The sequence below is a fragment of the Mesorhizobium sp. M0659 genome, assembly GCF_040320605.1.
Lineage (GTDB): Bacteria > Pseudomonadota > Alphaproteobacteria > Rhizobiales > Rhizobiaceae > Mesorhizobium.
On sequence record NZ_JAMYPY010000029.1, the window covers coordinates 1 to 24,829 of the forward strand.

The window sequence follows — 24,829 nt, forward strand, 5'->3', positions numbered from 1 at the left end:
GGTTTGTTTTTTTTTAAACTATATTTGTTTATTCACGCCCGGGGGTGACCCCCTGTTCGGCTGGGTGTGCCGTCCCCCCCCAGGGCTGGGGGTGTTGGGGCCGCTCCGCCGCCTAGCTCACCTCCGAAGTCCGCCTGCGCACAACCACACCCAGCTCATCGCTCTCGCGTGCAACTCGAAGCCTCTCTTCGGCTTCCGTCGCCTCGCGCTGGCGATCCCACATCGAGGCGTAGAGGCCATGTTGGCGCATCAGCTCGGCATGGGTGCCGCGTTCGGCGATCTCGCCGTCCTTGAGTACGATGATCTCGTCGGCGGTGATCACCGTCGACAGGCGGTGGGCAATGACGATGGTGGTGCGGCCCTTGCTGACCAGGTCGAGGGCGGCTTGGATCTCCTGTTCGGTGTGGCTGTCCAGCGCCGAGGTCGCCTCGTCGAGCATCAGGATCGGCGGCGCCTTCAAAATCGTGCGGGCAATCGCCACGCGCTGCTTTTCGCCGCCCGATAGCTTTAGCCCGCGCTCACCGACCATCGAGCGATAACCTTCCGGCAGCCGTTCGATAAACGGGCCGATCTGGGCAAGCTCGGCGGCTTTCTGCATATCCTCTTCGCTGGCACCGATGCGACCGTAACGGATGTTGTAGGCGATGGTGTCGTTGAACAGCACGGTGTCCTGCGGCACCATGCCGATCGCGCCGCGCAGGCTCGCCTGCGTCACATCACGGACATCTTGGCCGTCGATCAGCACCTGACCACCCTGGACGTCGTAGAAGCGGAATAGCAGCCGCGAAATCGTCGACTTGCCGGCGCCGGACGGTCCGACAATGGCCACCGTCTTGCCGGCCGGTACCTCGAAGGAGACACCTTTCAGGATCTTGCGGTTGGGATCGTAGGCAAAATGCACGTCGCGGAACTCGACCTTGCCGGCTGTAACGGCGAGTGGCTTGGCATCGGGCTTGTCGGTGATCTCCTGCGGCACATCGAGCAGGTCGAACATTTGCTCGATGTCGGTCAGCCCCTGGCGGATTTCGCGGTAGATGAAGCCGATGAAATTGAGCGGCACCGAAAGCTGCATCAGCATGGCGTTGATGAAGACGAAGTCGCCGACCGTCTGCGTGCCGGCCTGCACCTCCAGCGCCGACATGCACATGACGATGACGGTGCCGAGACCGAAGATGATGCCCTGGCCGAAATTCAGCCAACCGAGCGAGGTCCATATCCTGGTCGCCGCCATTTCATAGCGCGCCATCGAACGGTCGAAGCGCTCGGCCTCCATACCCTCGTTGTTGAAGTATTTGACGGTCTCGTAGTTGAGCAGGGAGTCGATCGCCTTGGTATTGGCGTCGGTGTCGCTGTCGTTCATGTCGCGGCGGATCGAGATGCGCCAGTCGCTGGCGCGCACCGTGAACCAGACGTAGAGCCACACCGTGGCCGCCACCACGACCACATATTTCCAGCCATAGGTGTAGGCGAAGATGCCGGTGGTCAGCGCGAATTCGAGGATGGTCGGCGCCGTGTTCAGCATGATGAAGCGCACGATCGTCTCGATGCCCTTGGTGCCGCGCTCTATGATGCGCGACAGGCCGCCGGTGCGGCGCTCGAGGTGAAAGCGCAGCGACAGCTGGTGCATGTGAACGAAGGTGCGGAACGCAAGCTGACGCACCGCATACTGGCCGACGCGGGCAAACAGCGCGTCGCGCAGCTGGTTGAAGCCGAGTTGCACCAGCCGCACGACATTGTAGGCGACGACCAGCATCACCGGCGCCAGCAGGAAGGATGGCAGCGGCGGCGGCGATTTGGCGTCACCGGCCAGAGAATCGGTCGCCCATTTGAAGAAGTACGGCCCGGCAACCAGTGTCAGCTTGGCAACGACTAGAAGCAGCGTCGCCCAGGTGACGCGTGCCCTGAGATCGGCGCGGTCGGCCGGCCACATATAGGGCCACAGATTGCGCAAGGTGCTGAAGGTCGAGCTATCGGAAACGGTTTTTTCTGCCACTTGTCTTGCCTTTTGGGTGAGAAATCAGCGGCCGGAGCAGCAGGAATTGACGAGTGCGGTCAGCGATGCGGAAACGTCGGCGAGCGCGGCGCGGTCGAGTTGATAGCGCGAGCGCTGGCGGTCGGGCTCGAAGCGGACCAAGCCTGCTTCGACCAGGATTTTCAGATGCTGGGAGACCGTCGACTGCGCGAGGTCGAGATGGTCGACAACCTCACGGCAGCAGCAGGAGCGGCTGGCCGACAGATGTCTAAGGATCTCAATGCGCGCCGGGTGTGAGAGGGCTGCGAAGCGAGCGGCAACGGCGCGGCTTTGGGGCGGTGCGCAGTTTGCGTGGTCTGGTTCAGCGAGCGAGTCTGCCATCGTTCATCGGCGATAGACGATGAACGGGTGCGTGGCAAGCTAACCCGATGGGTAGAGCGACCTAATCTCCCCACTCGAGGGGGAGATGTCGCCGAAGGCGACAGAGGGGGTCGGTACGTCCTGACGCAACGTCGTTTGCAGCAAAGAGAAGGTCGGCGTTCCATGCGCGGCGACCCCCTCTGGCCTGCCGGCCATCTCCCCTCAAGGGGGGAGATCAAGCGCTCGGCCGCTACTGCGTCTTCACCGGCGCCGTTGTCACCTGCTCGCCCATCGCCTTGAGGTCGGCGGCTTCGCCTTCCTTGGACTTTTCCGGAACCTTGAACACCTGCCCGGGCCAGATGCGGTCGGGATCGCTGATCTGGTCCTGGTTGGCGAGATAGATGGTCGAGAAGCGCACGCCGTGACCGTAGACGCGCCGCGAGATCCGCCACAGGGTGTCGTGTCGGCGGATGATGACCGCGCCGTCTGCATGTTCGAGCTTTGGCGCCACCGTCTCGGGCACGTCGGGCGTTGCCGCCGCGACGACGGCTGGAGCCTCAGCGGCGGGCGCTGCCGGTGCCGCAGGTGCCCCGGCAACCGCCGGGGCAGCCGGAGCCGGCGCTTCAGCCGCCGGTGCGGCTGGTGCGGGCTTCGCAGGGGCAGCCGCGACAGTGGCTGGCGCCGCAGGCTCCGGAGCGGCCGGTGCTTCGGCAGCAGCCGGTACGGCCGGCTCAGCAGGCTTTGCTTCGGCGGGCTTGGTCTCGGCGGGCTTGGCCTCCGCGGGCGCTACAGCGGCGATCGCCTCGCCGGGTTCGCGCTCGAACGGCACGGCGGCACGCGCTACCACCTTCACGCCGTCGGCATCGAGACCGTCGACATGGATGCTGTAGTTGCCGACCGGGATATCGCGCGTTGCCTCGACCAGGAAATGACCGTCGGGCGAGGTCACCGCATCGCCAAGCAGGATATCGTTGGCATAGGCGCGCACCTTGCGGCCGGCGTCAGCCAGACCGGCAACGAAGATCTTGTTGCCGTCGATCTCGACCGCTTCGACGACGATCTTGGGTTCAGCCACGGCGGCAGCCCGCGGCGTTGCAGGTACTGCTGGCGCTGCCGGGGCAGTTGCGGCTTCCACAGCCGGAGCAGCAGGTGCTGTTTCAGCGGGAGCGGCAGGCGCCGCCGCGGCCACGGCAGGCGCTGCCGTAGCAGGCGCCTCAGCGGCTGGGGCAGCAGCCTGATCGCCGGCGGCCGGTGCCGCGGGCTTGGTCTCAGGCGCCGGGACGCTAAGCAGCTCGGCCGGCTTGCCGGGTTCCTCGACCATCGCCAGCACCTGGCCGGCGGCGTCCTTGGGAACCGAAACGACGGCGGTCTGCACCGAAGGCGTAACCACTTCGCCGGTCGTCGAGCGCAGCGCAATCGTATAGTCGCCGGGCTTCAGTGGATCGTCGAGGACGATGACGAAGGCGCCGTCCGGACCGGCGACCGTCGAGCCGAGCACCGTCGAGCCGTTGAGAATCTCCACCTTCGCATTCGGGGCCGCATTGCCGGCAATGACGATCGAGCCATTGCCTTCGACGCGCACGACGTCGAAGCTCGGCGCAACCGGGCCGGCCGTGGCCGGCGCGGGAGTTGCTGGGGCTGCAGCCGGCGCGGCAGGTGCCGCCGGAGCCGCAGCTTCGGTCGCGGGAGCGGTTGCGTCCGCAGGTGCAGCCGGAGCCTTGACATCGGCGGGCGCGGCAGGCGCCGGCGGCAGCCTTCCGTCGGTCCCGGAATCGGCCGGCTTCTCAGCCGGCGGCGTCAGCGCTGCAATCTCCGCTGGCGGCTTGGGGTTGAGATACGGGTCGAGTGCGCCCGATACATAGGCGGTTCCGACGATCGCGACGGTCCCACCCGCCGCGAACAGAAACGCCTTCAAAGGATTAATTGCCATATTTCCCTGCCCCTTAGCCACCTAAAGCCGGTCTAGCGTGTTTTATCTGGACCGACAAGAAAAAGCCCGGGCTTGTCAGCCTCAGGGGCTTGACCCCGCATTCAGACCCAATCACCAATCACGCATGAACACGATTCGATCCGTCTGCGTCTACTGCGGCTCGTCGCCGGGCCGCGATGAAATCTATGCCAAGGCCGGGCACCTGCTTGGCCGCTCGCTCGCCAAAGCCGGCCTGCGGCTGGTCTATGGCGGCGGCACCAAAGGCATTATGGGCGCAGTCGCCGAAGGCGCGCTCAAGGCCGGCGGCAAGGTAACGGGCATCATTCCGCGCTTCCTCATCAACAAGGAGGCGACCGAAACCGCGCTTGACCGGCTCGACGAGTTGCTGATCACCGACAACATGCACGAGCGCAAGCACAAGATGTTCGAGAAATCCGACGCCTTTGTGGCGCTGCCCGGCGGCATCGGCACGGTCGAGGAAATCGTCGAGATCATGACCTGGGGCCAGCTCGGCCATCACCGCAAGCCGATCGTCTTCGCCAACGTTCAAGGGTTCTGGGATCCGATGCTGGCGCTGCTCGACCATATGGCCAGCGAAGGCTTCATCCACACCGCACAGCGGGTCAGGCCGCTGGTGGTCGAAGACCCCGAGGCAATCGTCGCCGCCATCATGGTGGCGGGGTCGTCGGTCGATGCCCCGACGGAAGGCGTGCAGTCGGTGATTGATAAGATGTGATAGTGAATAGTGAGAGAGGCCCCGCTGCCCATCACGTCGTAGCGCGAAGATCCTCGACGATGGTGCCGGCGGCAGCGACCTCCGCCTCATGGTCCGGCTCCCGCCAGGTTTCGGCGAGACCCGCCGCATACCATTCCTGCATGGCCGGCAGGCCAAGCAATTGCGGGGGATAGGCTGCAGCTGCCCCTTCGAAAGACAGCCCATAGGATAGCACACGGAACGCCACCGGAGCAAAGAAGGCGTCGACGGCGGTAAAATGGCCGCCGGCAAGGAACGGCCCGCCGAACAGGGCAAGGCCATCGTTCCAGAGATCGCCCAAACGGAACAGATCCTGCTTCAGCGCGTCCGACATCGGCAACGGTTTCACCCGCAAGCCGCAATTCATCGGGCATGCGCCGCGCAAGGCCGTGAAACCAGAATGCATTTCGGCGGCGGCCGAGCGCGCCCAGGCTCGCGCCTTGGCCTCGGCAGGCCACACACCATGGTGGCGCTCGGCGAGATACTCGGCAATAGCCAGCGAATCCCAGACAGCCCAGCCGTCATCCACCAGGCAAGGCACGCGCCCGCTGGGCGAGAACGCCCGGTAGAGATCGAAACTGGGCCCGGTCGGAAACGGCGTCAATTGCTCCTCGAACGGAATGTCGAGGGTGCGCATCAGCACCCATGGCCGCAGCGACCATGACGAATAGTTCTTGTTGGCGATATGCAGCACGTACATCGAAAGGCTCCCTACTTCGGGGCCAACGCCACCGGGCGGATTTCACGGCCACGAAACATCGACCAGGAATACATCGCCAATGCCGCCCAGATCAGCGCGAAGGCAATTGCTTGCGTGGTGCCGAACGGCTCGTCGAAAATCAGCACGGCGATCAGGAACACCATGGTCGGTGCGATGTACTGCATGATGCCGATGGTGGAGAGGCGCAGAAGCTTGGCGCCGAAGGCGAACAGAAGCAGCGGCACCGAGGTGACTGGGCCGCAGCCGATGAGCAAAGCCATATCGGTGCCGTTGCTGGAGATGAAATGGTCCTGGCCGTTGACGACCAGGAAGACGATGTAGGCAAGCGCCGGCACCGACAGCAAAAGCACTTCGAGCAGAAAGCCCTGGCTCGGGCCGATCGGCAGCGTCTTGCGGAAGAACCCATAGGCAGCGAAGGAAAACGCCAGCGCCAACGACACCCAAGGCAATTTGCCGGCATCGACGGTCAGAACGGCAACTGCGACCGCCGCCAGCAACACGGCCACGATCTGCAGCCGGTCGAGCTTCTCGCCGAGCAACAACGCGCCGACGACGATGCTAACTAATGGGTTGATGTAGTATCCGAGCGCGGTCTCGACGGTGCGGTCGACCGAGATCGCCCAGACATAGATGGCCCAGTTGACGGAGATCAGGGTCGCCGTCAGCGCCGCCATGGCGATGCTGCGCGGCGAGCGGATCGCCGCCTTGAAATCGGCTGTGCGGCCGGCCCAGACCAGCACTGCAGCAGCAATCGGCACCGACCAGACGATGCGGTGGGCGATCACCTCGATCAGCGGCAGATGCGCAACCGCCTTCATGTAGAAGGGCAACAGGCCCCATAGCAGATAAGCGCCGAGCGCGAGGAGAAAGCCGCTGCGGGCTTTGGAGTCGGCGTCGGGCTGGATCGTGTCGCTGGCCATGGCAAACGCTATGGCCCAGTGGGCCATCCAAAACCATCGCAAAATTATGATGGATCAATGGACTTCCGCTGATGGTTCAAGGGGCGCCGCCAGTTCCTCGCCCCACTTCGAGGGGCGAGGAACCCAAGTCCTGCAAGCTTACTCCGCCGCCACCAATCCCGCCATGTCGCGGTTCTTCATCAGCTTGTAGACGATCGAATCCATCAGCGCCTGGAAGGACGCATCGATGATGTTTTCCGAGACGCCGACCGTCCACCAGCGTGCGCCGGTGCCGTCATGCGATTCGATCAGGACGCGGGTGATCGCCTCGGTGCCGCCATTGAGGATACGCACCTTGAAATCGGCGAGCTCCATGTCGGCGATCTCGCTCTGGAATTTGCCGAGGTCCTTGCGCAACGCGATGTCGAGCGCGTTGACCGGGCCGTGGCCTTCGGCCACCGACATCTTCTCCTCGCCCTCGACCATCACCTTGACGATGGCTTCGGAGACCGTCTTCAACTGGCCGTTGGCATCGAAGCGGCGCTCGACCATGCAGCGGAACGAAGTGACGTTGAAGAACTCCGGCAGGCCGTGCAGCATTTTGCGCGCCAACAGCTCGAAGGAGGCATCGGCGCCCTCATAGGCGTAGCCCTCGGCCTCGCGCTCCTTGACCACCGAGATCAGCGCATCGAGACGATGGTCGTCTCTGGGCACATCGATGCCGCGCCGCTTCAGCTCGGCGAGGAAATTGGCCTTGCCGCCCTGGTCCGAAACCATAACGCGGCGGCGGTTGCCTACTGCCTCGGGCGGCACATGTTCATAGGTCGCCGGCTCCTTGGCCAGTGCGGAGGCATGGATGCCGGCCTTGGTGGCGAAGGCTGAGGCGCCGACATAGGGCGCCTGCGCTTCCGGAGCGCGGTTCAGCAATTCGTCAAAGGCGCGGGAAAGCCGTGAAATACCGGTCAACGCTTCAACCGAGATGCCAGTTTCGAAGCGATCGGCGAAAGCCGGCTTCAGCGCCAGCGTCGGCACAATCGAGACCAGATTGGCGTTGCCGCAGCGCTCGCCGATACCGTTCAGCGTGCCTTGGATCTGGCGCACGCCGGCCTCGACGGCGGCGAGCGAATTGGCCACCGCCTGGCCGGTGTCGTCATGGGCATGGATGCCGAGATGGCCGCCCGGAATGCCTGAAACAATGACCTTGTCGACGATGGCGCGCACTTCCGAGGGCTGCGTGCCACCATTGGTGTCGCACAACACCACCCAGCGCGCGCCGGCATCATAGGCGGTCCTGGCGCAGGCCAGTGCGTAGTCCGGATTGGCCTTGAAGCCGTCGAAGAAATGCTCGCAATCGACCATCGCTTCCTTGCCGGCGGCAACAGCTGCTTCGACCGACGCGTTGATCGAGTCGAGGTTTTCCTCATTGGTGCAGCCGAGCGCGACGCGGACATGATAGTCCCAGCTCTTGGCGACGAAGCAGATGGCGTCGGACTTGGACTGCACGAGCGCTGCCAGGCCCGGGTCGTTGGATGCCGACACGCCTGCCCGCTTGGTCATGCCGAAGGCGACGAACTTTGCCTTCGCCGTGCGCTTCTGCTGGAAGAAGGCGGTGTCGGTCGGATTGGCGCCGGGATAGCCGCCTTCGACATAGTCCATGCCGAACTCATCGAGCAGCTTGGCAATCGCGATCTTGTCCTCGACGGAAAAGTCGATGCCCGGCGTCTGCTGGCCATCGCGGAGGGTTGTGTCGAAGAGATAGAGGCGTTGTTTGGTCATTGTTCTGTTGGCGCGCGAGCACCCCCCTCTGGCCTGCCGGCCATCTCCCCCTCAAGGGGGAAGATCGGCAGCTTTAGCGTCGGATCGTTTCCTGCAGCGACGGAGATTTGCGAAAGCGCCGATGACAGCCAATCTCCCCCCTTGAGGGGGAGATGTCCGGCAGGACAGAGGGGGGTGCCACGCGCTGTCATTTCCCCGCAAACCCATCCGTCGCGCGTATCAGCCGATCCAGAATCCCCGGCTCCGAATAGGAATGGCCGGCGCCTTCGATGAGGTGGAAATCCGCCTTCGGCCAGGCCTTATGCAGGGCCCAGGCATAGCGCGCCGGGCACGGCATGTCGTAGCGGCCGTGGACGATTGTGCCGGGAATATCCGCGAGCTTATGGGCATCGCGCAGAAGCTGCCCCTCCTCCAGCCAGCCGGCGTGGACGAAATAGTGGTTCTCGATGCGGGCAAAGGCGATGGCGAAGTGGTCCTCGCCGAACTTGTCGCTGGTCTCCGGCTCCGGTAGCAGCGTGATCGTCTCACCTTCCCACAGGCTCCAGGCAAGGGCGGCTTCCAGCTGCGCCTTGCCATCGGCGCCGACCAACCGCCTGCGGTAAGCGGCCATCATGTCGCCGCGCTCGGCTTCAGGAATTGGCGCCAGGAAACGCTCCCATTTGTCGGGGAACATCTCGGAGACGCCGAACTGATAGTACCATTCGAGTTCGGCGCGGGTCAGCGTGTAGATGCCGCGCACGACAAGCTCGCTGACGCGATTAGGATGCGTCTCGGCATAGGCCAGCGCCAGCGTCGAGCCCCACGAGCCGCCGAACACCAGCCATTTTTCGAAGCCGCACATCTCACGCAGCCGCTCGATGTCGGCAACCAGGTGCCAGGTGGTGTTGGCCTCGAGCGAGGCGTTGGGTGTCGATTTCCCGCAGCCGCGCTGGTCGAACAGGATGACGTCGTAAAGCTTCGGGTCGAACAATTGCCGATGTTTTGGCGAGAAGCCGCCGCCGGGACCGCCATGCAGGAAAACGGCCGGCTTGGCGCCCCTGGTTCCGGAGCGCTCCCAGTAGATATGATGGCCGTCGCCGACATCGAGCATGCCGGACTCGAACGCCTCGATCTCTGGATAAAGAGTACGAAGTTCACTGTTCATTTCATTGCTCATATCTTCAGGCCGTGCGCGGGCCAGTCCGTGGTTTCGTGGTCGGGATGCTGGAAGGAGATGATCTGCTCCTGGCGGGAGTAGAAATCCGGATCCTGATGCACGGGCTGGTCAAAGATCGTTTCCACCCAAGGCAATCGGACCGCGTAGTTGACCTGGATCTGCGGCGCCAGATCGGAGCGGTCGTCGAAGGCGCCGATGGCGATCTCCAGTGCGCCAGGTTGGCGATAGGTCAGCGGTGTACCGCAGCGGGAACAGAAGCCGCGATCGATGTTGACCGACGACTGGAAATAGGTGGGCTCTTCGCGCATCCATTCGACGCCATCCTTGGGCACTGTCACCAGCGCGCCGAAAAACGAACCGAACTGTTTCTGGCACATGCGGCAATGGCAGATGGACGCCCGGCCGAGCTTGCCCTTGATGCGGAAACGCACGGCACCGCACTGGCAGCCGCCGGTTCGAACTTCATCGGTCATAACTTTTCCTCTGGCGGCCATTGTTCGGTGTCATGGTCGGGATGCTGGTAGGAGACGAGCTCGGCGAGATAAGGCGCCGACGACATGTCGGCCATAGTGTCCTCGCCCGGCAATTGCGGGATGGTATCGACATAGGGAAGTTTTGCCTCCGTGCCCCACTGGATCAGCGGCACGATATCAGCCGGATTGTCGAAGGCGCCGATGGCGAGGCCGATGCCGTCGGGCGCGGTAAAGGTCAGCGGCGTGCCGCAATTGGCGCAAAAGCCACGATCGACATGGCTGGACGAGGCGAAATATTTCGGTTCGCCGCGCGTCCAGTCGAGTTTGGCGCCACGCACCGAGACCAGGGGCGCGTAAAATGAGCCGAACGCCTTCTGGCACATGCGGCAATGGCAGACCGAGGCGTCACCCAGCGCACCCTCGACGCGAAAGCGCACCGCGCCGCACTGGCAGCCACCGGTGTAGATCGGCCGGTTGTCGAGGCTCATGGCGTCTCACTCCGTTTCATAGTCATTCGGGCGCATGGCAGACGGCCTCGACATTGTTGCCGTCGGGATCCAAGACGAAGGCGCCGTAGTAGTCCGGGTGATAATGCGGGCGCAGCCCCGGCCCGCCATTGTCCTTGCCGCCGGCGGCGAGCGCCGCGGCATGGAAGGCGTCGACCTCGGTGCGGCTGCGCGCGGTGAAGGCGACGTGCTGATGGGTCCTCGGCTTGTCATCGCTGGCGTGCAGCCAGAACACCGGCCGGTCGCGGCCATAGCCACCGACCTTGGCGCCGCCGGTATATTCCAGTGGCACCATGTAGATCAGCGAGGCGCCAAGCGGCGCTATCGCCTGGTCATAAAAGGCTTTCGACGCGTCGAAGTCGGCGACATTGATGCCGAGATGGTCGATCATGAAACAAGCTCCTCCCTTGCTGGCGCCGGCACGTCGGCGCCGGCCAAGCCGGCCCCGATGACGATGTGCTGGCAGGCATTGTCGATATCGCGGATGACGTCGTCGTTCCAGAAGCGCAGGATGGTCCAGCCACTGGCACTCAATTGAGCGCTGCGTGCCTTGTCGCGTTCTGCATCTTCTACGTCGGCATGCTGACTGCCATCAACCTCGACTACGAGGTGGTGGGCCGAACAGGCGAAGTCGACAATGTAGGGTCCAATCGGTACCTGTCGGCGAAAGCTCATCCCCATCAGCCGGTGAGCCCGCAACTCATTCCACAGTTTCAGCTCGGCATCGGTCATGACGCGACGCATGGACTTTGCATTCTTGCGCTGACGCGATGGAACGAGGTCGTGACCCATGCTCAGGCCACTCCGCGCTGGCGATTAGCGAAAACCAAGGCGAGGGCTGATCTCCCCCCTTGCGGGGGAGATGTCCGGCAGGACAGAGGGGGGTGCTGTCCCGCCAGCGTCTCAACCGGCAGCCATTGCGTTCTCAGAAAGTGGCCGAAATGAAAGTGGGCAAGAAGGAACGCTGGCGTTCCTTCGAACCCCCCTCTGTCCTGCCGGACATCTCCCCCGCAAGGGGGGAGATTGGCTGTCGCTCCGGCCTTCGCCAATCTTACAACGGTGTCTCGCGCCACCCTCACCGCTTCACCTCCCACGTCGTCACGCGTTCGTTGGTGACAGGATCCTTGCCGTCCTTCAGCTGCACGCCTTGCTCCAGAAGCTCGTCGCGGATGCGGTCGGCCTCGGCCCAGTTTTTCGCTGCAATCAGTTCCAAGCGCTTGGCGATCGCCTTGGCGATCGCTGCCTCGTCGACCTTGGCCGCGCCGATATCGAAGCCGAGGAACAACAGCGATGCCTTCAGCGATGCGGCCGCTTCGTTGCCCTCCGCGGCCTCACCGGCAAGCTGCGTGAGCTGCTGGAAGGCGGCATAGGTGGCGAGGTCGTCAGACAGCGCCGCCACAACCTCCGCCGGAACTTGCCCTGCCGACGGGGAGAGATCGGCGGCGCGCTTCCATTTGCGCAGCGTATTCTCGGCCTCTTCCAGCTTGCGTACGGAAAAATCGATCGGCTCGCGGTAATGCGTCATCAGCATCGCCAGCCGCAGCACCTCGCCCGGCCATTTGCGGCCGCCGAAAGTGTCGGTTTCCAGCAGTTCGGCGATGGCGTAGAAATTGCCGACGCTCTTCGACATTTTCTGGCCCTCGACCTGCAGGAAGCCGTTGTGCATCCAGACATTGGCCATGACGTCGGTGCCGTGGGCGCAACGCGACTGGGCGATCTCGTTCTCATGGTGCGGGAAGATCAGGTCGAGGCCGCCGCCATGGATGTCGAAGACGTCGCCGAGATAGGCGGCCGACATGGCCGAGCACTCGATATGCCAACCGGGCCGGCCCCTGCCCCATGGGCTGTCCCAGCCGGGCTCCTCCGGTGACGACAATTTCCACAGCACGAAATTCCCCGGGCTCCTCTTGTGAGCGTCGACGGCAATTCGCGCACCGGCCTGCTGTTCGTCGAGATTGCGCTTCGACAGCTCGCCATAATCCGGCATCGAGGCGGTGTCGAACAGCACTTCGCCGGCGGCGACATAGGCGTGGCCGCGTTCGATCAAACGTTCGATAAGGGTGATCATGTCAACCTTGCCGTCGGCGCGGCGCGCGACGAACTCGGTGGCGCGTGGCTCGACCGTCGGCGGCAAGCAGCCGAGTGCGGCGACATCCTTGTGGTACTGATCGGCGGTTTTTTCGGTGACGCGGCGGATCGCCTCGTTGAGCGTCAGGCTTCCCGACGCGATCTCGGCGCCGAAATCGCGCAGCGCGCGGGCGTTTATCTTGTCGTCGACATCCGTGATGTTGCGCACATACGTGACACCAGCCTCGCCATAGAGGTGACGCAGCAAACGGAACAGCACGTCGAAGACGATCGCCGGACGCGCATTGCCGATGTGGGCAAAGTCGTAGACGGTCGGGCCGCAGACATACATGCGCACATTCGACGGGTCGATCGGGAGGAACACGTCCTTCGTCCGCGTTAGCGTGTTGTAGAGGCTGAGACCCTTCGATGCGTCAGACATGCGTGCCCTTCCGGCCCGTTAAGTTCTGGATGGAGTCTAACCTGTGCCAAGGCACAAATCGGCTCCAGCCTGCTGGCCGGGGCGTTTGTCCACTCTGGGGAAAGATGAGGCGAAAACGTCCGGACCAGCGCGAAGCTAGCCAATAATGCAAATGCCACAAATGGCGGAAAACGTTTTCATCGGCGGCTTTATCGCCTTGGCCGGTGTTGCCGTCAAGTCGCAACTTCCGGCAAAAGCGTCGCTGGATCATAGGTCAGGAGCCGCTGAAACATTTTATTAAACATGTCGGCACAGTCATGAAACATTCGCCGGCTAGTCCACCATAGGTCACGATTCGGTCAGATTCGGCCGGCAAACGCAGACACGGAAATGTTACCAGGGAAGAGATCGATGTCACGAACCAAGCAGGAATCGAGCCGCGCCAAGCAACCGGCGCTCGCCAACCACTACCGTGCGATCGGCCCGGCCGCGATCGTCGCCGCCCTTCTCCATACCGCGAAGAATAAAAAGCCGGCGCCGAAAATCACTTCGCCCCGCGCTGCCTGAACAGGCATCGTGCCGCCGCCGACAAGGCGTGCGCCGGAACGGAAGGCTGAGGCCCCATAGCGCGCCTGAAACAACAGCTCTTCCTATTGAGCAGGTTCTTCCCGAAGGCCGGACTGGCTTCTTGGGAACGCGCTCTAAAACAGCGTCATCTGACTGCCGTCCGCGCCGGGCTTCTGGCGCCTGACCTTGCCGGGCTCGACGATGCCCATGTCCTGTATCTCCGGCCCGGTGTTGGCGACCTTGTTGACGAGGTCGGAGACCGGAATTGCCTCGAAGAAATCGGGCAGCGCGGGTTTGAGCAGGTCGGCCACATCGCGCGGTTCGAGCGTGCGGCAGTCCAGCCAGCGGTCAAAATCTTCAGGCGCGATCACCACCGGCATCCGGTCATGGATATGGGCGATGCTGGCATTGGCGTTGACGGTAAGAATGGCGCCGGTGTCCATTTCCGAACCGCCCGGCTCGGAATAGGTTTCAATCAGCCCGGCAAAGGCGATCAACCCGCCACGCCTCGGCCGTATCCAGTAGGGCTGGCCCTTCTTGCCGCTGCCGGATTGCTGCCACTCATAGAAGCCGGAGGCCGGCACCAAGGCACGGCGATGGCGCATGGCGGCTTTGAACGAGGCTTTTTCAATAGCGCCTTCCGAACGCGCGTTGATGAGCAGCGGAAATTCCCTGGTGTCCTTGACCCAGGTGGGGATCAGCCCCCAGCGCACCAGCATCGCCTGGCGATCCGGGAAATTCGAGCCCGGCATGCGCGGCGGTCCCGACAGCGCCATTAGCACCGGCTGCGTCGGCGCGATGTTGTAGCGGGCCGGAAAATCCTCCAGCTCCGCCAGGCCGAGCAAGGCGGCGGTCTGGTCCGGCTTGGCCGTCAGGGCAAAGCGTCCGCACATTGGCAAGCTCGATGAAATGATCCGATCGCGAAAGTGGCGATGGAACCGGCGTTGCGCAACCGCTAAAGCTCAATGCCGCCGGCCGGTCCACAAGGGTCTGGCCTCAAATAGGCGAAAACGAGATCGATGAACGAGCAGCGCAAGACACTTCCCGCAGTCTCGGTCGCCGTCGTGCGCGGCAGGACGGTGCTGCTGGTCAAACGGGCGCGGCCGCCGTCGCAGGGGCTTTATGCCTTTCCCGGCGGCAAGGTCGAGCCCGGCGAGACGCTGCAAGAAGCAGCGTCGCGCGAATTGCTGGAGGAAACCGGGCTGCGGGCGCAGGACTATCGTCCGCTTCGCGACATCCACATCGACGGCAGCGGCGAGAACCACCCGGTCGACTATCTGCTGACCGTGTTCGGCGCCGTTTATGCCGGCGGCGAAGCGACGGCCAGCGACGATGCCGAGACCGCCGCCTTCTATAGTCTTGATGAAATGGCGACGCTGCCGCTCGCGGGTGACGTCATGGAGGTGGCTGAAGAGCTTTTGGCCTGAAGCAGGCCGATATCTGCCGCTCCGAGAATCGCCTTGCAAGCGACAAAATGTTTCGTCAGATAGACTTATGACCCGCACCTCGCTGTTCCTTGCCGCATGCATCGCCGCCGCCACGGCTTTTGCCGTGCAGCCGGCGCTGGCCGCCGAGTCGCCGTTCGAGCCCGGGCTGATGCGACTGGCCGAGGTGCTGGGGTCGCTGCATTTCCTGCGCAATCTGTGCGGCGAAAAGGGCGACCAGTGGCGCACCGAGATGGAAAAGCTGATCGATTCGGAAAATCCCGATCCGGAGCGGCGTGCCCGCTTCATCGCCAGCTTCAACCGCGGTTACCGTTCCTTCGGCGGCACCTATACCCAATGCACGCCGTCAGCGACCGAAGCCATCAGCCGCTACATGAAGGAAGGCGAGACGCTGTCGCGCGACATCGCCTCGCGTTACGGCAACTGACGAGCGCCAGACGGCGTTTAGCCAACGCCTTTTCGAGCACCCGCCTTGTATCCACGGCACGTTGATGCAATCTTGGTGTTGCACTTGCGCAACAGTATTAACGAAACGTTAGCGCGCGAATGCGGAATTAACTCAAACTGAAGGTTTTCATCCCGCTCACCGGTCTAATCGGCTAAGTTTGAATCGGACCGAACGCAGGCGACGAAGTTTGTAAAGACGATCAAAAAAATGTCGTATTTACAGATACTTACTTAGCCCGCGTGAGATAGGGGCAGCCCAAGCCGGATCCGACCCGTCGGACCGCCGCTTGAAAAGGTGGACATCGCAAATGGAACATGGCGTCAACGACATCGACGCGCTTGTCAGGGAAGAAAAGCGCCTGACCGCGGTGGAAAGCCATAGCGAGGCCTGGGCGGAAGGTCTGTCGGCCGGCATAGAACCTGAAATCATCGCCGAGGCAGCGCTTGAAACCGCGTTCGGCGAGATGCTGCGAGCCAATGGCGAGACCTCGGCCCTTGCCCTGCTCGACCGCATGCGTGAAAAGGTGATCGCCGGCGCCTTCGAGCCGGAGCGGTTTCGGCACTAGGCGTCGCGCGTCTCAGAGGGTGCATCGCCAGCTTACCGGTTCTTTGACGACGGCGCGCCGTTTGGGCATCATGCCTGAACAGCCTAGGCCCAAGGAGAGGCAAGCGGTGAATTTTTCGATGTCAGGCCGGCCTCGCGGCGTGGTCCTCAGCATCTGGCTTGCCGCCTCTTGCGCCGCGGTTCCGCTGGCGCTTGTCCTGACCAGCAACCCTGCCTGCGCGCTGGGCGAGATCAAGCGCGAGGAGCTTCCAGCTCCTGCCGGGCCACCAGCCAATGGTGAGACGGCGCCGTCTGAAAATTCAGTGCCAATGCCCGATCTGCCCGGCACGACGCCGCCGGCGGCCAGCCAGCCGAAATCGCCGTCAGAGCCCGGACAAAGCCAGCCGGAAGCCCCCGCCAACGATGGCGGCGTGGCCAACCCGCGTGCCGATCCCGAAGGGCCGGTGCCTGAAGTCGTCTACGACCTTTCCAAATTGCCGGAGCCCGTCAGGCGCATGCGCGATTTGATGGTCGAGGCCTGCGTCAGCGGCGACATCGAGAAGCTGCGGTCGCTGATCGGCAAGGGCGACACCATGACCCAATTGTCGCTGGGCGAAATCGAGGGCGACCCGATCGCGTTCCTGAAAGGGCTATCGGGCGACAAGGAAGGTCAGGAAATCCTCGCTATCCTGGAAGAGGTGCTCAATGCCGGCTATGTCCATGTAGACGTCGGCACACCGCAGGAACTCTATGTCTGGCCGTATTTCTTCGCCCTGCCGCTGGACAAGCTCAACGCCAGGCAGCGGGTCGAACTGTTCAAGATCGTCACCGCCGGCGACTATGACGACATGAAGCAGTTCGGAGCCTACATCTTCTACCGCGTCGGCATTACGCCCACCGGGCAGTGGACGTTTTTCGTCGCCGGGGATTGAACGGCCGGCGAATAGCTGTCTCTCTCTGCGCGGTTGAGGCGCTTATTTACAACTGTATTCCCAAGTGAAAATTTGAGGATGCTCAGCGTCGGGATCCTCGTCTTGTTCAGGATCCCTGCTTACGGCTATACTCCCCAGGGCGCTGACGCCATTTTGGCAACTACCCTTGATCAATCTCGCCACCATTCCAAAAACTTGCAGATGCCGATCTCGGAACGACATCTCCGCCAGCGGCCCATCATACTTTTCTCTGTTATGAATGACCTCTATGCGTCTCTTGTTCGAACCCAGGTCGATTATAGAGTAGTTGAATTCCGATCCGCTCAATTCAGACACACCCTGCTTCGGGGTATCCAGGGCATTTGCCGAAACTTCAGTCATACCCAGAATGATCAAGATAGCGGACATATATTTGAGCATAATTCCCCCCCAATAAACGAGAATTAGAGTCTGTCTTGCCGGATGCTTTCCAGAGTAATTCCAGGAAAAGTGTGAAACGGCTTTCCGTCCGAATTGCATCCAAACAAAGAGAGTGACGGATTCGGCAGATCAATGCACCGCTTTGGTTAGTAAATACGCCGCGGTATTGGCCTGTCCCGCCTGGCGGTCGAACGGGGATCCGTAGCCGAGGACACGTATGGTGGTTCGTTATCCGGCCGCCTAAGCCGGCAGCGCCTCGGAAAACTCCACCGGCCTGCCCTGTCCTGGCGTGACGATCTCGCCGTCCCACATCACGCGACGACCGCGCACGATCGTGCCGACCGGCCAGCCGGTGACTTCCCTGCCGTCATAGGGCGTCCAGCCGGCCCTGGAGCCGGCCTGCGCATTGGTGATGGTTTCGCGGCGCTTCATATCGACAATTGTGAAGTCGGCGTCGTAGCCGGCGGCGATGCGGCCTTTCCTGGCCATGCCGAAGATGCGCTGCGGGCCGTGGCTGGAGAGGTCGACGAAGCGCTGCAGGGTCAGCCGGCCTGAATTGACGTGGTCGAGCATGATCGGCACCAGCGTCTGCACCCCGGTCATGCCAGACGGCGAGGCCGGATAGGGCTTTGCCTTCTCGGCCAGCGTGTGCGGGGCGTGGTCGGAGCCCAGCACGTCAACGATGCCTTGCGCAATGCCGTGCCAGACGCCGTCGCGATGGCGTGCCGCCCGCACCGGCGGGTTCATCTGGATCAGCGTGCTCAGCCGCGCATAGTCGTCGGCGGCGAGCGTCAAATGGTGCGGCGTCGCCTCGCAGGTGGCGACATCCTTGTGCTGTTGGAGGAAGATGATTTCCTCGGCGGTGGAGATGTGCAGCACATGGATGCGGGCGCGGGTGTTTCGCGCGATGCGCACCAGCCGCTCGGTACAGCGAAGCGCCGCGATCTCATCGCGCCAGACGGGATGCGATGACGGGTCGCCCTCGACGCGCAGGCCAAGGCGCTCGCGCAGCCGGAACTCGTCCTCCGAGTGAAAGGCGGCACGGCGGCGGGTGTTGCGCAGGATCGATGCGACACCCTCGTCGTCCGCGACCAGCAGGTCGCCGGTGGACGAGCCCATGAACACCTTTATCCCGGCAGCACCCGGCAGCCGCTCGAGCTCACCGACATCATTGGCATTCTCGCGCGTGCCGCCAACCCAGAAGGCGAAGTCGCAATGCATCCGGCTGGTGGCGCGGCGCACCTTGTCGGCAAGCGCCGCCTCGCTGGTGGTCAGCGGATTGGTGTTGGGCATTTCGAAGACGGCGGTGACCCCGCCCAGAACAGCGGCGCGAGATCCACTCTCGAGATCTTCCTTGTGCTCCAGCCCCGGCTCGCGAAAATGCACCTGGCTGTCAACGACGCCGGGCAGGACGTGCAGCCCGCGACAGTCGATCGCTTCGCCGGCCGAAGCTTGGCGAAGATCGCCCATTGCGACGATGCGACCACCCTTGACGCCGACATCGCGCGCGCCCTCGCCAGCATGGTTGACCACAGTGCCGCCTGTCAGGATGAGGTCGTAGGTGGTGGCCATGGGCGTTCGGTCTCTTGCGGGGGGAGTATCGTCGGCTTACGTAAAGGCCGACTGTTTTGCAAGATCAGGTTCTTTGCCGCCCATGCCTTTTGCCCTGTTCAAAGACCGCGCCCTCATTTCCGTGTCAGGCCCGGATGCCGAGCATTTTTTGCAGAATATCCTCACCACCGACCTCGACACGCTGGCCGTCGACGCGGCAAAGCCAGGTGCGCTGCTTTCGCCGCAAGGCAAGATCCTGTTCGATTTCCTGATCTCGCATAGCGGCGAGAACGCATTCCGGCTGGATTGCCGTGCCGACATCGCAGACGATTTCCTGCGCCGGCTGATGCTTTACAAGCTGCGCGCCAAGGCCGAGATTGCCAGGCAGGATCAAGTGCTTGTGACGGCTGCGTGGGGCGATGATTCAAGCGCTTCACAGTCTAATTCAACGGTACTTGCCGATGCCCGCTTCCGCGAGGTGGCTGTGAGCCGCTCCTATGGTGGTGCGCCCGAAGGCGGCGACCTCGCCGCGTGGCAGGCGCTCCGCATCGCCAACGGCATTGCCGAAAGCGGTCCCGATTATCAGCTCGGCGATGCCTTCCCTCACGACGTGCTGCTCGACGAGACCGGCGGCGTCGGCTTCAAGAAAGGCTGCTATGTCGGCCAGGAAGTGGTCTCGCGCATGCAGCATCGCGGCACCGCCAGGCGGCGCGTGCTGATCGTTTCGGCCGACCATGCCTTGCCCGCGCCGGGCTCGGAGCTGACGGTTGCGGGGCGGCCGGTCGGCACGCTCGGCTCGACCGCGGGCACGGCCGGCCTCACCATTGCCCGCATCGACCGGGTCAAGGCGGCGCTCGACGCTGGCCAGCCGGTACTGGCCGGTGATGTCACCGTCTCGCTCGCCATCCCGGCCTGGGCGCAGTTCAGCTTTCCCAGGGAAGCCATCGGCGCGGAGGATGCCTGATGGCTGCCGATCGCGTCGGAGCGCCACCGCGCGCGTGGCAGCGCATGCTGTCGGGACGGCGGCTCGACCTGCTCGACCCCTCGCCGCTCGACATCGAAATCTCCGACATCGCCCACGGGCTTGCCCGCGTCGCCCGCTGGAACGGCCAGACCCGCGGCGATCACGCCTTTTCGGTTGCCCAGCATTCGCTGCTGGTCGAGGCTCTGTTCAGCGAGTTGCAGCCGGACGCCTCGGCCAACGCTCAGTTGGCAGCACTGCTGCATGACGCGCCGGAATATGTCATCGGCGACATGATCTCGCCGTTCAAATCGGTAATGGGCGGCTCCTACAAGGAGTGTGAGCTGCGTCTCCAGCGCGCCATCCATCAGCGCTTTTCGCTGCCGCCCGAACTCGGCGTCGGCTTGCGCAAGGAGATCAAGCGCGCCGACCAGATCGCCGCCTATTACGAGGCGACGCTGCTTGCCGGTTTCTCGACCGCGGAAGCAACCGAGTTCTTCGGCCGGCCGCGCGGGTTCAATGCCGACCGCTTCGACTTTAAGCCGCACTCGGTGACCTCGGCGCAAGCTGCCTTCCTCAAACGCTACGCAACGCTTGAAAAGCAACGCCAGGCAACGGTTGCCGTGCATTCGGCGCAGTGAACATACGCTAAATTAACCAGCGGTAACCACAGTACCGGGTTTCGATCACGGTCAGCAGGCACGCCTCATGTCCGTTGCGCACGTCAAGGGTGGTTCGCCCGTCCGCAGACGGGGAGCCGGAGGCGTCGCCGCGCCACGGCAGATCGCCGACGAACTGCGCCACCAGAACGAGCGCTTTTCCGCGGCCGTCGAGAATATGTCGCATGGGCTGTGCATGTTCGACGCCGACGAGCGGATGATCATCTGCAACGGCAACTATATCAGCATCTTCTCCCTCGACGCGAAGATCGTGCGGCCCGGCATCGCGTTCCTGGACATTCTAAAGCACAGCGTCGACATCGGTGTCGCCTCACAGAGCGCCGAAGACCTGTATGCCATCCGCAAGCCCTATATCGAGCGCGCGCAAGCCTCGACCTACGAGGAAATACTGTCGGACGGACGTATCGTTTCCATCACGCACCGGCCGCTGGCCTCAGGCGGCTGGGTGTCGATCTATGAGGACATTACGGAGCAAAGGCGGGCCGAGCAGGAACTGAAGGAGCAGCACCGCCGCTTCGATGCGGCGCTCGCCAACATGTCGCAAGGCCTGTTGATGTACGACGCCGAAGGCACGCTGATCGTGCGCAACCAGCGCTTCCTCGACCTCTACAAGGTCACGCCTGACGACTTCCCGCTCGGCATGAGCCAGCGCGCCCTGCTCGAACAGATGGTGCGACTGCGCATTTATCCGTCGATGGACATCGACGGCGAGATCGCCAACACCAGAGCCAGCCTACAGGCCGGTGAGGAGCGTTCGACAGACCGCAGCCTTGCCGATGGCCGAACGCTGCTGGTTGCGCGCCGGCCGCTTACCGGTGGCGGCTGGGTGGCGACCTTCGAAGACATCACCGAGCGCCGGCGCGCCGAAGAGCGCATGAGCCACCTTGCCCATTACGACACGCTGACCGACCTGCCCAACCGCTCGATGTTTCGCGAACGGCTCGACCAGGCGATGGCCGGCGATACACCGTTGGCGATCTTCTCGCTCGACCTCGATCGCTTCAAGGCCGTTAACGACACCTGGGGACACCCGGCCGGTGACTGGCTGCTGAAATGCGTGGCGGAGCGGTTGCGGCACAGCCTGCGCAGCGACACCGATGTGGTCGCCCGCCTCGGTGGCGACGAGTTCGCCATCCTGCAGTTTAATCCCAAAGGCGCCACCGATGCGGAACAACTGGCAAAACGCATCGTCGCTGTCGTCAGCCAGCCGTTTCGCGACAAGGGCCGCGACATGCATGTCGGCATCAGCCTTGGCATCGCGCTGTATCCCGGTGACGGCAAGGACGCCGACACGCTTTTGAAGAACGCCGACATGGCGCTTTACAGCGGCAAGAGCGAAGGCCGCAACGTTTACCGCTTTTTCGAGCCCGGCATGGATGCCTTGGTGCGGGCGCGCCTGGCGCTCGAAACCGATCTCGAGACGGCACTGAAACGGCGGGAGTTCGTGCTGGAGTTCCAGCCGATCACCAACATCGCGTCGGGCAAGATCGTCGGCGCCGAAGCGTTGATGCGGTGGAATTCACCGACGCGCGGCCTGGTGGCGCCCGACGATTTCATCGCGGCCGCCGAAGACAGCGGGCTGATCGTTCCGCTGGGCGAATGGGCGCTGAAACAGGCCTGCAGCGTGGCCGCCGGCTGGCCGCCTGGAATGCGCATCGCCGTCAATGTCTCGGCAGTGCAGATCAGAAGCGCCGACTTTGCCCGCAGCGTGATTTCGGCGCTGGCCGTTTCCGGTGTGCCGGCCAGCCGGCTCGAACTGGAAATCACCGAGACCGTGCTGATGGATGAGAGCGAGACGGTGCTGAAGACGCTGAGGCAGCTGCGCGAACTCGGTATCCGCATCGCGCTCGACGATTTCGGCACCGGCTATTCGTCGCTCGGCTATCTCAGGCGTTTTCCCGTCGACAAGATCAAGATCGACCGCTCCTTCATCCACGATATCGACAGCAAGGACACGGCGGCGATCGTGCGCACGATCATCGGGCTTGGTGCCGAACTTGGCATCACCGTCACCGCCGAAGGCGTCGAGACCGAAACGCAGCTCGACATATTGCGCAAGGCTGGCTGCGCCGAGGCGCAGGGCTTTCTGACCGGCATGCCGTCAAAGGCCGCCGACATGGCTCGACTTCTCAAGACGAGGGCAGCGTCCCGGCGCGCCTGAACATCCCCGGCGTCATTCCATGCGCGGCGCGGAAGGTGCGCGAGAGATGGCTTTGGTCGGAGAAGCCGGCCGCAAAGGCGGCACCGGCGAGATCTGAACCTTGCCGGATCAGCAGATCGGCACGGCGCAGCCTGCGGTCACGGATGAAGGCAGCAGGGGTGAGACCCAGCACTTTCCTGAAATCGCGGATAACTTGAAAGCGCGTCACGCCTGCGGCTTCAGCGAGCCGCTGCAAATCGAGGTCCGAGTTCAGATGGTCTTCGATGACCTGTTCATAGACCTGGAGCCGGCTTTTCGATCCGAAGCTTTCGACCGCCTCGCGCCGCCGGCCGCCCCAATCGCCGTGGCGCAGGATGAGCTTGCGCAAGGCGATCAGCATGGATGTTTCGGCGCTCGTGGCATCACCCGATGTCGAAGCCAAGTGCGCGACGCCTACTGCCTGGACGAGATCGGCATCATCGACGATCGCTTGCGAAAACAACGGCGGGCGATCCTGCCCGAGTTCGTCCGCGATCGCACCCATGAGCGAGGCCGACGGATAGAAGGTGCGGTAAGCCCAACCCTGGTCGGCACCCGCCTCGCCGTCATGCCATATCTCCGGATCGACGAGCAGAACCGTGCCCGACGGCGCGAGGACAGTCTCGTTGCCGATGCGGACCCGCTCGCACCCTTGCGTGATCAGGGCGACGACATAGGTCGGGTGCGTGTGCAGCTGGTAGCGATGCCGCGTGAAGCGCGCCTTGAGCATGCCAAGATCGCGAAAGCGCGGATGACGCCAGAACTGCGTCGTCTCCTGAGGCTGTTGAATTCCAGACACGGTCAATCCTGTTCAAGACGCTGCCGGCGCAAATCCTTTACGTGCTGGCATCGACAAGGCCGAATTTACGATAGCCGGCAAGGAGAGCGCAATGCTGCACAACGACCCCATCGCCGCCCTCACCCCGCAGGTGGTGGAATGGCGGCATCACATCCACGCCAACCCCGAACTCGGTTTCCAAGAGTATGAGACCGCGCGCTTCGTCGCCGACAAGCTGCGCACCTTCGGGCTCGACGAGGTTCATGAAGGCAAAGGCGGCACCGGCGTGGTTGGCGTCCTCAGAGGACGACCAGGCGTGCGCGCCATCGGGCTTCGGGCCGAACTCGATGCCTTGCCCGTGCTGGAGAAGACAGGATTGCCATATGCGTCGAAGAAAGACGGCGTGATGCATGCCTGCGGCCACGACGGGCACATCGCGATGCTGCTCGGCGCCGCCAAGCTGCTCGCCGACAACAGAGCCTTCGACGGCACCGTCTGTTTCATCTTCCAGCCGGCGGAAGAAAATGAAGGCGGCGCCATGCGGATGATCGAGGACGGACTGTTCGAGCGCTTCCCCGTGGAAGCCGTCTACGCCGTCCACAGCTGGCCGGGGCTGCCGCTCGGAAAGATCGCGGCCCGTGCCGGGGCGATGATGGCTGCCGTCGACACTTTCGAACTGACCTTCGAAGGGACCGGCGCACATGCCGCCATGCCGCAGCTAGGCGACGATCCCGTGCTCGCGGCCGGCGCCTTCGTTCAAGCCGTGCAGCGCATCGTCAGCCGTTCGGTCGACCCGCAAATGGCGCTGGTCGTTTCGATCACCCAGATCCATGGCGGCAATGTCGGCAACATCGTGCCGGGCAAGGTCTGGCTGCAGGGAACCTGCCGCTTCTTCGAGCCCACTTTGTCGGACGATTGCGAAAGGCTGATCGGCGACATCGCGCAAGGCATTGCCTCGGCGCATGCACTCACCGCCAAGCTCGCCTACAAGAAAGGCTACCCGCCGCTGGTCAACACGTCGGCTGCCACTGACCGGGCCGTCCAGGCGGCAACCGCGGTTGTCGGCCGCGAGCAGGTCGAGACCGCATTCAACCCGAGCCTCGGCTGCGAGGATTTTGCCTACATGGTCCGCGAAGCCGGCGGCTGCTATGCCTGGGTTGGCGCAGGAGCGGTCAGACTGGGCGAAGGGCTGCACGGCGATCGCTATGTCTTCAACGACGCCATCGTCCCCACCGTGCTCCGCTATTTCGTCACGCTCGTTGAGCAGACGCTACGCTGACGGCCGAGCGC

At 63.4% G+C, this 24,829-nt stretch carries 26 protein-coding genes; 10 read left to right on the top strand and 16 right to left on the bottom strand.

Features of this window, described 5'->3' with window-relative positions:
* Nucleotides 1–112: 112 nt before the first annotated feature.
* From NKI31_RS28490 to NKI31_RS28500, 3 genes are all read right to left on the bottom strand, one after another.
* Nucleotides 113–1,993 carry an ABCB family ABC transporter ATP-binding protein/permease gene (locus NKI31_RS28490; protein WP_023819190.1) on the bottom strand — a complete coding sequence of 627 codons (1,881 nt, stop codon included), beginning with the start codon at nucleotides 1,991–1,993 and terminating at the stop codon, nucleotides 113–115.
* Between the two features lie 24 nt (nucleotides 1,994–2,017).
* Nucleotides 2,018–2,353 carry an ArsR/SmtB family transcription factor gene (locus NKI31_RS28495; protein WP_023672695.1) on the bottom strand — a complete coding sequence of 112 codons (336 nt, stop codon included), beginning with the start codon at nucleotides 2,351–2,353 and terminating at the stop codon, nucleotides 2,018–2,020.
* Nucleotides 2,354–2,582: 229 nt separating this feature from the next.
* Nucleotides 2,583–4,262, bottom strand: coding sequence for a LysM peptidoglycan-binding domain-containing protein (locus NKI31_RS28500; RefSeq protein WP_352653158.1), 1,680 nt, complete (start codon nucleotides 4,260–4,262; stop codon nucleotides 2,583–2,585).
* 124 nt (nucleotides 4,263–4,386) lie between these two features.
* Between NKI31_RS28500 and NKI31_RS28505 the strand changes: the two genes are divergently transcribed.
* Nucleotides 4,387–4,998 (top strand): LOG family protein, encoded by a 612-nt coding sequence (locus NKI31_RS28505; protein ID WP_023705376.1) that lies wholly within the window; start codon nucleotides 4,387–4,389, stop codon nucleotides 4,996–4,998.
* Nucleotides 4,999–5,029: 31 nt separating this feature from the next.
* On the opposite strand, the gene NKI31_RS28510 is transcribed toward NKI31_RS28505, so the two are convergent.
* The 9 genes from NKI31_RS28510 to cysS form a co-directional block, all read right to left on the bottom strand.
* Nucleotides 5,030–5,716: a glutathione S-transferase family protein gene (locus NKI31_RS28510; RefSeq protein WP_352653160.1), complete on the bottom strand. Its 687-nt coding sequence runs from the start codon at nucleotides 5,714–5,716 to the stop codon at nucleotides 5,030–5,032.
* Nucleotides 5,717–5,727: 11 nt separating this feature from the next.
* Nucleotides 5,728–6,684 carry an EamA family transporter RarD gene (gene rarD, locus NKI31_RS28515; RefSeq protein WP_460221953.1) on the bottom strand — a complete coding sequence of 319 codons (957 nt, stop codon included), beginning with the start codon at nucleotides 6,682–6,684 and terminating at the stop codon, nucleotides 5,728–5,730.
* A 111-nt stretch (nucleotides 6,685–6,795) separates the two neighbouring features.
* Nucleotides 6,796–8,412, bottom strand: coding sequence for a citramalate synthase (gene cimA / locus NKI31_RS28520; protein ID WP_352653162.1), 1,617 nt, complete (start codon nucleotides 8,410–8,412; stop codon nucleotides 6,796–6,798).
* Nucleotides 8,413–8,599: 187 nt separating this feature from the next.
* The gene (pip, locus tag NKI31_RS28525) at nucleotides 8,600–9,556 is read right to left on the bottom strand and encodes a prolyl aminopeptidase (protein ID WP_023684469.1); all 957 of its coding nucleotides are present in this window, start codon (nucleotides 9,554–9,556) and stop codon (nucleotides 8,600–8,602) included.
* Nucleotides 9,557–9,564: 8 nt separating this feature from the next.
* Nucleotides 9,565–10,041: a GFA family protein gene (locus NKI31_RS28530; protein ID WP_023747452.1), complete on the bottom strand. Its 477-nt coding sequence runs from the start codon at nucleotides 10,039–10,041 to the stop codon at nucleotides 9,565–9,567.
* Entirely contained in the window at nucleotides 10,038–10,529 is a 492-nt protein-coding gene (locus NKI31_RS28535) for a GFA family protein (protein ID WP_352653165.1), read from the bottom strand. The genes NKI31_RS28530 and NKI31_RS28535 overlap by 4 nt, the downstream gene beginning before the upstream one ends.
* Before the next feature lie 22 nt (nucleotides 10,530–10,551).
* Complete coding sequence (locus NKI31_RS28540; RefSeq protein WP_352653166.1) at nucleotides 10,552–10,938, bottom strand: VOC family protein; 387 nt, start codon at nucleotides 10,936–10,938, stop codon at nucleotides 10,552–10,554.
* Nucleotides 10,935–11,339 (bottom strand): endonuclease domain-containing protein, encoded by a 405-nt coding sequence (locus NKI31_RS28545; protein ID WP_023822736.1) that lies wholly within the window; start codon nucleotides 11,337–11,339, stop codon nucleotides 10,935–10,937. The genes NKI31_RS28540 and NKI31_RS28545 overlap by 4 nt, the downstream gene beginning before the upstream one ends.
* 283 nt (nucleotides 11,340–11,622) lie before the next feature.
* Nucleotides 11,623–13,056 carry a cysteine--tRNA ligase gene (gene cysS / locus NKI31_RS28550; protein WP_023829043.1) on the bottom strand — a complete coding sequence of 478 codons (1,434 nt, stop codon included), beginning with the start codon at nucleotides 13,054–13,056 and terminating at the stop codon, nucleotides 11,623–11,625.
* Between the two features lie 390 nt (nucleotides 13,057–13,446).
* Between cysS and NKI31_RS28555 the strand changes: the two genes are divergently transcribed.
* The gene (locus NKI31_RS28555) at nucleotides 13,447–13,602 is read left to right on the top strand and encodes a hypothetical protein (RefSeq protein ID WP_023673568.1); all 156 of its coding nucleotides are present in this window, start codon (nucleotides 13,447–13,449) and stop codon (nucleotides 13,600–13,602) included.
* Between the two features lie 134 nt (nucleotides 13,603–13,736).
* Here NKI31_RS28555 and NKI31_RS28560 read toward each other — a convergent pair whose 3' ends face one another.
* Nucleotides 13,737–14,495: an SOS response-associated peptidase gene (locus NKI31_RS28560; protein WP_023716210.1), complete on the bottom strand. Its 759-nt coding sequence runs from the start codon at nucleotides 14,493–14,495 to the stop codon at nucleotides 13,737–13,739.
* Between the two features lie 126 nt (nucleotides 14,496–14,621).
* Between NKI31_RS28560 and NKI31_RS28565 the strand changes: the two genes are divergently transcribed.
* The 4 genes from NKI31_RS28565 (at nucleotide 14,622) to NKI31_RS28580 (ending at nucleotide 16,970) form a co-directional block, all read left to right on the top strand.
* The gene (locus NKI31_RS28565) at nucleotides 14,622–15,029 is read left to right on the top strand and encodes an NUDIX hydrolase (protein WP_023753097.1); all 408 of its coding nucleotides are present in this window, start codon (nucleotides 14,622–14,624) and stop codon (nucleotides 15,027–15,029) included.
* A gap of 67 nt (nucleotides 15,030–15,096) precedes the next feature.
* On the top strand, nucleotides 15,097–15,474 hold the full coding sequence (locus NKI31_RS28570) for a TIGR02301 family protein (protein ID WP_023705383.1): 378 nt from the start codon (nucleotides 15,097–15,099) through the stop codon (nucleotides 15,472–15,474).
* A 328-nt stretch (nucleotides 15,475–15,802) separates the two neighbouring features.
* Entirely contained in the window at nucleotides 15,803–16,060 is a 258-nt protein-coding gene (locus NKI31_RS28575; RefSeq protein ID WP_023673564.1) for a hypothetical protein, read from the top strand.
* A 106-nt stretch (nucleotides 16,061–16,166) separates the two neighbouring features.
* Nucleotides 16,167–16,970 (top strand): hypothetical protein, encoded by an 804-nt coding sequence (locus NKI31_RS28580; protein WP_352653167.1) that lies wholly within the window; start codon nucleotides 16,167–16,169, stop codon nucleotides 16,968–16,970.
* 42 nt (nucleotides 16,971–17,012) lie between these two features.
* Here the strand turns inward: NKI31_RS28580 and NKI31_RS28585 are convergent, their stop codons facing one another.
* Together NKI31_RS28585 and NKI31_RS28590 are read right to left on the bottom strand one after the other, a co-directional pair.
* Nucleotides 17,013–17,390, bottom strand: coding sequence for a hypothetical protein (locus NKI31_RS28585; RefSeq protein ID WP_352653168.1), 378 nt, complete (start codon nucleotides 17,388–17,390; stop codon nucleotides 17,013–17,015).
* 240 nt (nucleotides 17,391–17,630) lie between these two features.
* A complete protein-coding gene (locus tag NKI31_RS28590) occupies nucleotides 17,631–18,962 on the bottom strand; it encodes a dihydroorotase (protein WP_352653169.1) in 1,332 nt (443 codons plus the stop codon).
* Nucleotides 18,963–19,044: 82 nt separating this feature from the next.
* Between NKI31_RS28590 and ygfZ the strand changes: the two genes are divergently transcribed.
* From ygfZ to NKI31_RS28605, 3 genes are all read left to right on the top strand, one after another.
* Nucleotides 19,045–19,905, top strand: coding sequence for a CAF17-like 4Fe-4S cluster assembly/insertion protein YgfZ (gene ygfZ / locus NKI31_RS28595; RefSeq protein ID WP_352653170.1), 861 nt, complete (start codon nucleotides 19,045–19,047; stop codon nucleotides 19,903–19,905).
* Complete coding sequence (locus NKI31_RS28600; RefSeq protein ID WP_023670260.1) at nucleotides 19,905–20,543, top strand: HD domain-containing protein; 639 nt, start codon at nucleotides 19,905–19,907, stop codon at nucleotides 20,541–20,543. Before ygfZ ends, NKI31_RS28600 begins: the two co-directional genes overlap by 1 nt.
* Nucleotides 20,544–20,610: 67 nt before the next feature.
* Nucleotides 20,611–22,743: a putative bifunctional diguanylate cyclase/phosphodiesterase gene (locus tag NKI31_RS28605; protein WP_352653171.1), complete on the top strand. Its 2,133-nt coding sequence runs from the start codon at nucleotides 20,611–20,613 to the stop codon at nucleotides 22,741–22,743.
* Here the strand turns inward: NKI31_RS28605 and NKI31_RS28610 are convergent.
* Nucleotides 22,712–23,560: an AraC family transcriptional regulator gene (locus NKI31_RS28610; RefSeq protein WP_352653172.1), complete on the bottom strand. Its 849-nt coding sequence runs from the start codon at nucleotides 23,558–23,560 to the stop codon at nucleotides 22,712–22,714. The genes NKI31_RS28605 and NKI31_RS28610 overlap by 32 nt on opposite strands.
* Before the next feature lie 91 nt (nucleotides 23,561–23,651).
* Between NKI31_RS28610 and NKI31_RS28615 the strand changes: the two genes are divergently transcribed.
* Nucleotides 23,652–24,818: an amidohydrolase gene (locus NKI31_RS28615; protein WP_352653174.1), complete on the top strand. Its 1,167-nt coding sequence runs from the start codon at nucleotides 23,652–23,654 to the stop codon at nucleotides 24,816–24,818.
* Nucleotides 24,819–24,829: the final 11 nt, after the last annotated feature.